The organism is Wandonia sp. (genome assembly GCF_984588085.1).
The window spans coordinates 1-11,091 of sequence record NZ_CFIGVI010000030.1 but is presented as its reverse complement, the minus strand read 5'-3'; the positions used below and the strand labels follow the sequence as shown (position 1 = coordinate 11,091).

Here is an 11,091-nt window from a genome sequence, read left to right as displayed (position 1 = left end):
GAGTCTATTGTTGGGATGTATATTGCTGCTTTGGAGGCGAGTCTTTTTAATGAGTGAAAATAAAAAAAGGTAGGGGTTATCCCTACCTTTTCTATTTATACAGTTATCAGGTTTATTCTTTAATCCATTTAATAGTTCTGTCTTCTGTATCCGTACTGATCTTTGCGAAATAAATTCCTTCGGAAAGATGACTTACAGAAAGATAGGTTGCCGGACTGGTAAGCTTTCCTTCGTACACTTTTTGTCCCAGTGCATTAAGTAAGATAAACTCTCCATTAGACGGTGTCTGTATGGTAAGTTGGTCTGAAGCTGGATTCGGAAAAAGCGCAATTTCCTTTTTAGAAATGGGTTTTCCGTTTGACAGAACTTCATCACAAGAAGAAGAAATCTGTGAATACACGTCTTTTAATTCGTAGATATTTGTAATGAGGCTTTCTACCGGAGAAAAAAGATGTTCATACATACTGCTTTTGCCGTAAGAGATTACAAAACTGGACGAGTGACTCTCTCCGGATGGAAGATTTACAGGTGTGTAGCTTGCAAATCCTCTTCGGTCTCCGGGAACTCCTCCTGTTGTTATTTCCGTACGTCCGGTTTCATAATATCCGTCAAATACATAGTCGTGTTCAAGAGGTGTTCCATCCGGGTTTCTTCCATTGAAGAGATTGTACAGCTCCATAACTGTCCAGTTGCTTTGAAACGGATAATTAGTATAGCTAAGGTCTTCATTCAGGGCAGTAAGTCCCAAAGCAGGAGGATTTGCTCCGTATCCGGTCACCCCCTGAAATCCCTGATCAATCGTTCGCCCATTGTAAAAATAGAGAGTGGAACTTTCTGCATCCGTCCCGATGAAATCATCGTCAAAACCACCGATGTCTCCATCCATTAAAATACCAAGAACAAAATCGGTGTAATCAGTTTCGGATCGGTTGAAAGTATTCACTTCCATAAAAGTAGCATTATTAACTGCTTCACTCGCTGAATTGAGTTGATACACCATGATGTGCGTTTCCAGTCCTACACTGGGTAGCCCTTCGGTTTGTAAGTCCGGTTTTTGATCATTCATAATGATATAACAGGCCCGGTCTCCCTTAATACAAGGAAAATCTCCGTTCTGAGGTGCATAGATACCATCTCCGTCAATATCTTCAAAAGGTGCAAGTAACCACGTTTCTCCATTTTCCTGATCTCCATGCGCAGGCCATTCCAAAAGACTTCCGGGGGTTGTATAGGAAGGAGACGTGTAAGAATGAATGTGATTCGTGATTTCCGTTCGTGATATACATGAAATACTAGGTGTTACGGATACATTGTAATTATCTCTTACAGGACCTCCTGACCAGACACTTATCCCGTATAAGCTTTTGCTAAAGTGAACTGTTTCATTAGGATCTTTTGCTGTATAGTTAATATTAAGACCAAACATTGCGCCGGCATCTCCCTGCCTGGGAACAATATAACCGGATTGATCGTTGAGGACATCATTAAATAAAAAGCCATTGTCTGAAAGAAGTGCTTTGACATTGTTTTGCTCTAGAGTTACTGTTGCTACACTTTGTGCCTGACTTACGTTAATAGAAGAAAACAGGGCAATTGTAAAGTAAAAATGCTTCATGTGTAAAAGTTTAATTGAGCAGTAAATTTAACCTTTTCAGTATCGGAAAAGAAGTAAATAGGATCAGAATTACTGATGTTTCTACCAGTCAGAGTAGTTGACTGGTTTTTCTTTATATCGTATATTGCTCAAAAACAACGGATATGAAAAAGTTTTTCTTGCGTGTATTGCTGGTGATCGTGTTTTTGATTGCTGCTTTATTGATTGCTGCTCTTTTTGTGAAAAAGGAATACTCGATCATTCGAAGTGTTCAAATGGAAACGCCTAAAAAAGTAGTCTATGCGTATATGACAGACTTTGCAAACTTTGCAAGGTGGAGTCCATGGGCAGAAATGGACCCTGATATGAAGGTTGAAATTACAGGAGAAAAGGGAGCGGTTGGAAGTCTTTACGCCTGGGAAGGAAATGAAGACGTAGGGAAAGGAAAAATGGAGATCATCCGTTTAACGGAAGATTCAATTGTTATCCGCCTCAACTTTATTGAGCCGTTCGAAAATGAAGATATTACCTATTATGTGATTACAGATGAAGGAGAAGGTACAAATGTAGAGTGGGGAATGCAGGGAAGCTCTCCATATCCGTTTAATCTGATGATGTTCGTAATGGGAATGGAAAAACAAGTTGGGGCTGATTTCGAAAACGGACTGGGTAAATTGAAAAAAGAACTGGCCGGGCTAAAAGCTATAAAGGGTGATTTTGAAATAGAAGAAATTGACTTTGCACCTCGTTATTTTGTCGGGAAAAGAGATACACTGATGTTTTCCGAAATGGGAACATTTTATTCAGACAATCTGGGGGATATTTATGCTGGGATTTTAGAACGGGGGTATGAGTTTAAGGGTGCGCCTTCCGGGCTGTTCTTTTCATGGGATGAGGAAAACGATCGTACGGATATGGCGGCAGCAGTTCCGATTACTCAGGAGAAGAGCGTAGGAAACTTTGAAACATGGAAGGTAGGAGGGAAAGCACTCCGAATCGTTTATTTTGGTGATTACGAAGGCTCAGTTAAAGCACACATGGCTATGGATAAGTATATCGAAGAACATAAATTACAGGTAAAAATGCCTGTGATTGAGGAATATGTTACAGACCCGATGACGGAGCCTGATACTGCGAAATGGCAGACTAATATTTTCTACCTTGTGGAATAACACGATAAAAGGAATCCGCTTCCGTAAGAAGAAGCGGATTTTTTATTCAAAAACGGCTTTTAAACTCATATCAAGTGAACGAAAGGAATGAGTCAGAGCTCCTACTGAAATAAAGTTGACCCCTGTTTCGGCATACGATCGAATTGTTTCTTTTGTAATTCCTCCCGAAGCTTCTGTTTCATACACTTTTGGAATCCGGGTCAGTACTTTTTTAATTTGCTCCGGTGTAAAATTATCGAGCATAATACGATCTACCTTTCCTACCTGCAAAACCTGATCCAGTTCGTTTTCATCGCGAACTTCTATTTCGATTTTAAGATTCTTCCCATTTGCATCGAGATAGTCATGAACACGCTCAATTGCTTGAGGAATACCTCCTGCATAATCAATATGATTGTCCTTAATCATAATCATATCATACAATGCAAAACGATGATTGTGTCCTCCACCGATACGAACAGCCCATTTTTCCATGTAGCGAATCCCAGGAGTCGTTTTTCGGGTGTCGAGGAGTTGACAGGCTGTCCCCTGAATGAGATCAACCAGTTCCCGTGTTTGCGTGGCAATTCCACTCATGCGCTGCATGAAGTTCAGCACGAGTCTTTCGGTTGAAAGAATGGATCGTGAAGAACCCTTCAGCTCAAAAACAACATCTCCCGGCTTAACCCATTCTCCGTCCTGAATGAATAGGGTAATTTCCAAAGACGGATCAAACCGTTTAAAGATGCGATCCGCTAATTCTACACCGGCTATAATTCCTTCGTCTTTTACAAGTAGTCGTGCTGTTCCTTTTCCTTCAACGGGTACACAGGCCAGAGAAGAATGGTCTCCTTCTCCGATATCTTCACGCAATGCGTTGTCAATAATCTCGTCTATCATACTTTTGATTTGAAAAGAAGACCGCTTAGTCTTCCTCTACAGATAACTGTTCAATTTTAAATGAATTGCCGTTTTCTTTCAGGGTGATGGTTACCCTGAATTTTTTACTTCCGGATTCAAGAATCCCTACAGCGTAGGCAGAACTGCTTTTTGCATTCCCTTTAAAAATAAGCTTAAAGGAATTCGGACGGTTTTTAGAGAAGAAATCACGTAGTATCATTTCAGCCTGAGAGCGACTGTACATACTTTCCTTTTTGTCAATATCCAGAAGTAACCGATCAGAAGCATGTGCAACGATTGATTTTTCGTCTCCGTATTGAAAAGCCCGTTCAAGGTCAGTATATAGTCTGTCCTGACTGAACAAAGATCCACTCAGAACTAAAAATGTAACTATGACCGTTAAAAATTTCATTACTTTCTTTTCTTTGATAAGGTTATCAACAAATACTATGCCGATAAATACTGAATCTAAAACCGTAGGAGCAAATGTACAAATATTTGTCAATCCGGCAGCCCGGAGCAGCGTAACACTGTTACAGGAATTGTTTTACGAACCAAAAAATAATTGTAAATTAGTTTCCGGATGATGAAATTAGCTTCTATACTACTGCTGATGGTACTTTCGTTTTCGTTAAGTGCTCAGGAAATTCCAGATCATGAAGGAAACTTTAAGTTTTTGGAGAATAAGGGGCAATGGCCTGATTTTGTATTGTTTCGTGCGGAATCCAAATACGGGAAAATGTATGTAGAGCAGGGCAGGATTCTCTATCAGTTTGTTGATATGAAAGAAATGCATCACGCGCATTTTAATGAAGTAGAAACGGCTCCTGACCTGAAACAAGAATTAATCATAGCTCATTTTCAGGGAGCGAATGAAGTAGTAGAGGTAAAAAAGACAAAACCTTCCAGGGAATATTATAACTTTTTTATCGGAAATGATCCCGACAGATGGGCTTCACAAGTAAGAGGGTATGCAGACATCGTTTTAAACAATTTATATGAGGGAATAGATCTCCGGCTGAATAATGAAGGAGACGTTTTAAAATATGATTTTATTGTTGCTCCTCATGCCAGTCCTGATCAGATCCGGATTGAATATCCGAACGCAGAAAAAGTAATTCTGACAAAGGACGGAGGACTTAGAGTGAAAGGAAAGCTGGGCGTTATTGAGGAAAAGAAGCCGTACGTATACCAGGTGAGAAATGGTAAGATTGTACAAGTCCCGGCCGCTTACAGGCTTGAAGGGAATATTGTGACTTATGCGCTGGAAGAATATGACGAGACTATCGAATTGATTATTGATCCGGCTATGATTTTTGCCAGTTATAGTGGTTCTCAATCGGATAATTTCGGAATGACGGCTACGTATGATACTGACGGAAACCTGTACTCAGGAGGAATTGCTTTCGGGAATAGTTATCCTACTACAGCCGGGGCTTATGATGAGAATGGAACATTTACTCAGGTCAATGCAGCGGCAAATCAGTCTTTGAGGTATGGGATTACAGATATTTTTATTTCGAAGTACAGTGCAGACGGAACGACAATGGTTTATTCGACCTACATAGGTGGCGGAGATGATTTTGGAGGAACAGAAGTGCCGCACAGCATTATTTGTAATGACAATAATGAGTTGTATTTCTTTGGAACAACCTCTTCCGATGATTTTCCTTTGGTTAACCCTGTTCAGGCCGTTTTCAACGGAGGCCTTTACAGAGAGTTTACATCAAACGGAACCCACTTTTGGGGAAGTGATGGAACAACTAACTCAGGAGGAACCGACCTCGTTGTGGGGAAGTTATCATCTGACGGAAGTACACTTATGGGAGCTACTTATATAGGAGGATCAGCTAACGATGGTTTAAATTATAACGAATCTGGTGTAGTAAATGGAAACTTCTTTGGCGGGTTGCTGTATAACTACGGAGACCCTTACAGGGGTGAGATTATGCTGGATGATGCAGGGAACTGCTATGTGGTAAGTTGTACGTATTCGACTGATTTTCCCCTTGTAAATGCCGTTCAGCCGACGTATGGAGGAGCTATGGATGGAATCATTATGAAATTTTCACCTGATCTTACGAATCTTCTGCAGAGTACCTATTGGGGAGGAAACGGTAGAGATGCCTGTTATGCAATCAAATTTGACAGTAATAATGCAATCTATGTGGCCGGTGGGACACGGTCAGGGAATTTCACTACCACACCGGGTGTAATACAACCCAATCACAATGGTGTCACACAACCGGATGGATTTGTAACCAGATTTGATGCTTCCGGTACTTCTGTTTTGAGCTCTACTCTATTGGGGACACCCGCATACGATCAGGCTTTTTTCCTTCAGATAGACCGGTATGATGATGTATTCGTTCTGGGGCAAACAACGGGAAGTATAACGCCTTCAGCGGGTGTGTACGGAAATCCGAACAGCGGACAGTTCATTATGCAATTAAATACTGATTTGGACAATATAATTCGTCAGACTGTTTTTGGAAACGGGAACAGCCTGGTGAATATTTCTCCTACCGCATTTCTGGTAGATGTCTGTGGAAATTTATATGTATCGGGTTGGGGAGCCGGTATTGCGGGAAGTCTTCAGCAAGGTTCACCCCTGAGTGGTATGCCTGTAACATCGGATGCTTTTCAACAAAACCACGGAGATGGATACAATTTCTACCTGATCGTACTGTCACGAGAAATGGGAAGTTTGTTGTATGGATCTTATTTGGGAGGAGGGCAGGCTCAGGAACATGTAGACGGAGGGACATCCAGATTTGATGAAATGGGAATTGTGTACCATTCGGCTTGTGGTGGTTGTGGTGGTCATAGTGACTTCCAGACATTTCCTCCTGATGTATGGTCTTTGACAAATGAAAGTGATAATTGCAATAATCTGGTATTTAAATTTGATCTGGAAATTGTTCCCAAAGCAGAATTCACTGTAGATCATACAGAGGGATGTGCTCCTTTTACGGTTCAATTTCAGAACTTCAGTTCCGATTCAACTAATTACGAGTGGGATTTCGGAGACGGAGTAACCTCTACGACAGATTACAATCCAATCTACACTTTCAATACACCGGGTACGTATGAAGTTACATTATACGTTCAGGATACAATCTGTTTATTAACAGACAGTGCAAAAGTTTTCGTGACAGTTCATGATTCCTTATTGTTGGATATTACTCCTGATACAATTGTTTGTGGAGCAGCTCAGGTTCAGCTCTGGGCTAACAGCTATGGAACAGGAGATACATTTTTATGGAGTTCACAACCCGATTTCTCTGACACGCTCAATAGTTACCCAACGGATTCACTTGCAACTGTATTTCCGGATGAAGATGCGACATACTATGTTCAGGTTACGAATACCTGGTGTACACGTACGGATAGCATGCAGGTGATATTCCTGTCGGAGGTACTTACGTATGACTACCCGGATACCGTGTGTGCGGGAGATAGCTTTAGTATCACGGCCATTAATTCACTTCCATCTGTATCCTTTACATTTGATTGGGCTCCGGACTCGGTGATCGTTAGCGGAGATGGTAGTTCTACGATAACAGTTCTACTGGAAGAATCTCAGGAAATTACAGTAGAAGCAACTACCAGTACGGGATGCAGTCTGTATGACACATTGTATATTACGGTTACAGATCTGGACGAAACGCAACTTTCTGCTTTTGCAGAACCTGATACATTACCGGTTGGAGGGCAAACAACACTTACCGGGGAGGCTCCTTCCGGAGTGACTACTTCCTGGATACCACCAGGTCAGGTAAGTTCTCCGGGGAGTTTGATTACAACGGCTACAGTATATGAAGATACGGATTTCTATTTCGTGGTTTCAGATGGTTACTGTACCAAAACGGTATTGGTTCCGGTGAAAGCTCTTGAGTTTATCTGCGACGAACCATACGTATTTGTTCCAAACGCATTTACACCGGATAACGATAAGACAAACGACATACTTTATGTCAGAGGTCCGTATGTGTTTGAAATGATCTTCCGGGTCTATAACCGTTGGGGAGAAATGGTATTTGAATCTACCGATCAGTCCTCCGGTTGGGATGGAACCTTCAAGGGCAGAGCCTGTGATCCGGATGTCTATGATTATTATCTGGATGTAAAATGTATTGATGGACAACAATCCATTATAAAAGGTAATGTAACACTGATTCGTTAATGAATATCCTCCTGAAATATCTGGTAGCAATGGCTGGTATTTTACTGGGGAGTTACGGTATTTCCCAGGATATTCACTTTTCACAGTACATGCATAATCCATTGTATCAGAATCCCGGAAATACTGGTTTTTTCAGAGGAGACTACCGGGTTAACATGGCGTATAGAGATCAGTGGCGATCAGTAACCGTACCCTTCCAGACACTGTCTTTATCAGGAGATAATGCAGGGTTTATCAATGGAAAGCTGGCGGTTGGTTTCTATTTTGTACATGATGTAGTAGGAGATGGAAAATTTCGCACCATCGATTTTTTACCTTCTTTGGCCTACCATATCCGGTTGGATAAGAAAAACGGAGAAAATAATGTACATAGCTTGCGTCCGGGGATTCAGTTTGGTGTAAACTCAAGAGAAGTCCAACCGGGAAATTTTTCATGGGATACACAATACAATGGTTATTATTATGACCCGAGTTTATCAGGACAGGAGATCTTCCAACGTGAAAGTTATACCAACTTTGCATTGGGGTTCGGAACGGTATACGAATGGTTTACCTCCTCGCGTAAGAATTTTAATGTCGGATTCGCATGGTACAATATGACCCGTCAGAATCAGGGGTTTTTCGGGCAAAAAATCCAACGGGACATGCGTTTTTCTTTCCATGGACGGGGACAGTTTAAAATTGGACTGGATTGGGATGTTATCCCTTCGTTTTCGATGAATTTTCAGGGGAAATATCATGAAATTGTTTTTGGAAGCCAGTTGCGATACATTCTGAAAGAAAAAAGAGGGGAGTATATGGCAATGTACTTTGGTGCCTTTTCCAGAACGCGAGATGCAGCTTACCTGATGGTAGGAATGGATTATCAGAACTGGTTTGCGGGTTTGAGTTATGATATTAATTTTTCCAAATTAGTTCCGGCATCACGAGTGCGTGGGGGAATTGAAATAACATTGCAATACATTTTAAAAACGTTTAAACCTAAAAAGGTCAATCATCGAATATGTCCCGTTTACATTTAATTTTCATACCTTTTTTTCTGTTGACTTTTTCCCTGTCCGGTCAGACGGAACTGAAGCAGATTTTGAAATTTGCAGAAGAACAGTACGAAAAAGGAGACTATTATTATGCCAAAGAGTACTACGAAAAAGCTTTGTTGTATGATTCTTCTTCGGTTTCGATTTTGTGGAAATATGCGGAGACGTTGCGGGCTTATCAGGATTATCCTAATGCTGCTCGTTATTATGGAAAAGTCTATGAGAAGGAAGAAGCCCGGTTGTACCCGAATAGTCTCATTTATTACGGGATGATGCTGAAACAAAGCGGGAATTATGAAGCTGCTCTCGAAGTATTTAAGAGGGCGAAGAAAAGATATGCGAGAGATAAAAGGGGATTCGCCTATAAAAAATCCCGTAAAGAGATTTCGGCTTGTGTCTGGGCAAAGTCGACTATTGATGATTCTTCAGATGTTGTTTTTACTAATCTTCCGGAAACGGTCAATACCAAAAATGCTGAATTTGGCCATCTGGTTTTTGAAAATAAACTGTTGTTTTCATCCCTGAGAGCCGATTCAGTGCACACGAACGAAGAAGTATACGAAAACGATTACCATACGCATTTGTATTATTCGGAGAAACAGGGAGAGAAATACACACGACCGGATGTTGTAAAAGAATTGTTTTACAAAAAGATGAATTCGGGGAACGGTTCTTTCAGCCTGGATGGAAAACGGTTTTATTTTAGTTTGTGTTCGGAAGGTGAAGCTACGTATCGCTGCAAAATAATGGTTGCCCGGTATAAAGACGGTCGATGGTCTGATATTGATTCGTTAGGTGAAATTATTAATGAACCGGGAACAACTTCCACGCAACCGGCTATTGGGGAAGTGATGGGAGATGAGTGGCTGTTTTTCGCTTCAAATCGCGAGGACTCCAAGGGAGGAATGGATATTTACTTCAGTGTGATTAAAAACGGGAATCAGTATGGAAAAGTAAAGAATTTTAAATCAATTAATACAATGGGGAATGAAGTAACTCCCCATTTTGACCGGGAGAATAAAGTGTTGTATTTTTCGAGCGATTTCCATGAAGGATATGGAGGGTTTGACGTGTTCGAAGCACGGTTTGAGAATAATGAATTTAGCAAACCGAAGAACCTCGGAGTACCGGTAAACAGCCCGGCGAACGACTTGTATTATTTCACGAATGGAGATACGGCTTATGTATCCAGTAACCGGATAGGGTCTTTATTTTCGAAGAATCCTACTTGTTGCTCCGATATTTTTAAATTATATCCAACACCCGAACCGGAAATAGAAATTCCCGAAGAAACGCTGGAGGAATTAAATGCACGACTTCCTGTTACGTTATATTTTCACAATGATATTCCGAATCCAAGGTCCTGGGATACGACCACTACCGTGAATTATATTGATTCGTACAATGACTATACGCAAATGCTTCCTACGTATCAGAAAGAGTACGCCAAAGGACTCGGATCGGAAAGAGCGCGGGATGCAGAAGAGGATATTGAAGATTTTTTTATTGAATATGTTGATCAGGGCGTAAGAGATTTACAGCTGTTCCGCGATTTATTGCTCAAGGAATTACAGAAAGGAGCAAAGATTAATGTACAGGTGAAAGGATTTGCTTCGCCTCTGGCAAAAACAGATTACAATGTGAACTTAACCAAGCGTCGGATAGCTTCACTGGTAAACTATCTCCGGGTGTATGGGGGAGGTGTTTTTGCTCCGTTTATGACAAATACAGCGGAAAATGGCGGACGACTGGTGTTTACAGAAATTCCTTTTGGAGAATATGTAGCAGATCAGTTGATCAGTGATAATCCAAACGACAAGAAAAACTCCGTGTATTCAAGAGCGGCTGCGATGGAGCGAAAGATTGAAATTCAAAGCGTAACATTTATCGTCGAAGAGGATAGTTTGATACAGGCATTGACGGCTGAAAAACGTATAATAGATGCAGGTGTAAGAAAACCGGGAGAAAAAATTGAAGTGGAATTTAGTATCCGTAACCAAACGTCTGTTCCGGTTAAAATTACGGCTGTAACAATTCCGTGTAACTGTATTGCTGTCCCTGAATTTGATCGTGAATTCTCACCCGGTGAAACCGTCCGGTTTAAAGCTACTCTCGATACATCCGACTTCACGGGACATACCGTAAAATCCATCGAAATTACGACCGGATATGCACAAAAGCTGGAGCTAATGATTTCCGTAGAAGTGAAAGAATGAACTGGAC

General features: G+C 41.1%; 7 protein-coding genes. 4 read left to right on the top strand and 3 right to left on the bottom strand.

Features of this window, described 5'->3' with window-relative positions; all coding sequences use genetic code 11:
* Positions 1 to 112: 112 nt before the first annotated feature.
* Complete coding sequence (locus AC4PL9_RS11075; RefSeq protein WP_491604819.1) at positions 113 to 1,615, bottom strand: T9SS type A sorting domain-containing protein; 1,503 nt, start codon at positions 1,613 to 1,615, stop codon at positions 113 to 115.
* Positions 1,616 to 1,758: 143 nt separating this feature from the next.
* On the opposite strand from AC4PL9_RS11075, the gene AC4PL9_RS11070 reads away from it, so the two are divergent.
* A complete protein-coding gene (locus tag AC4PL9_RS11070) occupies positions 1,759 to 2,766 on the top strand; it encodes an SRPBCC family protein (RefSeq protein ID WP_491604818.1) in 1,008 nt (335 codons plus the stop codon).
* Between the two features lie 42 nt (positions 2,767 to 2,808).
* Here the strand turns inward: AC4PL9_RS11070 and nadC are convergent, their stop codons facing one another.
* Complete coding sequence (gene nadC / locus AC4PL9_RS11065; protein ID WP_491604817.1) at positions 2,809 to 3,645, bottom strand: carboxylating nicotinate-nucleotide diphosphorylase; 837 nt, start codon at positions 3,643 to 3,645, stop codon at positions 2,809 to 2,811.
* 25 nt (positions 3,646 to 3,670) lie between these two features.
* Positions 3,671 to 4,057 carry a DUF4783 domain-containing protein gene (locus AC4PL9_RS11060; protein WP_491604816.1) on the bottom strand — a complete coding sequence of 129 codons (387 nt, stop codon included), beginning with the start codon at positions 4,055 to 4,057 and terminating at the stop codon, positions 3,671 to 3,673.
* A gap of 171 nt (positions 4,058 to 4,228) precedes the next feature.
* On the opposite strand from AC4PL9_RS11060, the gene AC4PL9_RS11055 reads away from it, so the two are divergent.
* From AC4PL9_RS11055 to AC4PL9_RS11045, 3 genes are read left to right on the top strand one after another with little or no spacing between them, the layout of a single operon-like run.
* Positions 4,229 to 7,831, top strand: coding sequence for a DUF7948 domain-containing protein (locus AC4PL9_RS11055; protein ID WP_491604815.1), 3,603 nt, complete (start codon positions 4,229 to 4,231; stop codon positions 7,829 to 7,831).
* Positions 7,831 to 8,853, top strand: coding sequence for a PorP/SprF family type IX secretion system membrane protein (locus AC4PL9_RS11050; protein WP_491604814.1), 1,023 nt, complete (start codon positions 7,831 to 7,833; stop codon positions 8,851 to 8,853). The genes AC4PL9_RS11055 and AC4PL9_RS11050 overlap by 1 nt, the downstream gene beginning before the upstream one ends.
* Positions 8,835 to 11,084: a DUF1573 domain-containing protein gene (locus tag AC4PL9_RS11045; protein ID WP_491604813.1), complete on the top strand. Its 2,250-nt coding sequence runs from the start codon at positions 8,835 to 8,837 to the stop codon at positions 11,082 to 11,084. Before AC4PL9_RS11050 ends, AC4PL9_RS11045 begins: the two co-directional genes overlap by 19 nt.
* Positions 11,085 to 11,091: the final 7 nt, after the last annotated feature.

Excerpts from the sequence above, each read along its gene's own strand:
- AC4PL9_RS11070 (WP_491604818.1), top strand. The coding sequence starts at position 1,759 with ATGAAAAAGTTTTTCTTGCGTGTATTGCTGGTGATCGTGTTTTTGATT.
- nadC (WP_491604817.1), bottom strand. The coding sequence starts at position 3,645 with ATGATAGACGAGATTATTGACAACGCATTGCGTGAAGATATCGGAGAA.
- AC4PL9_RS11055 (WP_491604815.1), top strand. The coding sequence starts at position 4,229 with ATGATGAAATTAGCTTCTATACTACTGCTGATGGTACTTTCGTTTTCG.
- AC4PL9_RS11075 (WP_491604819.1), bottom strand. The coding sequence starts at position 1,615 with ATGAAGCATTTTTACTTTACAATTGCCCTGTTTTCTTCTATTAACGTA.
- AC4PL9_RS11060 (WP_491604816.1), bottom strand. The coding sequence starts at position 4,057 with ATGAAATTTTTAACGGTCATAGTTACATTTTTAGTTCTGAGTGGATCT.
- AC4PL9_RS11045 (WP_491604813.1), top strand. The coding sequence starts at position 8,835 with ATGTCCCGTTTACATTTAATTTTCATACCTTTTTTTCTGTTGACTTTT.
- AC4PL9_RS11050 (WP_491604814.1), top strand. The coding sequence starts at position 7,831 with ATGAATATCCTCCTGAAATATCTGGTAGCAATGGCTGGTATTTTACTG.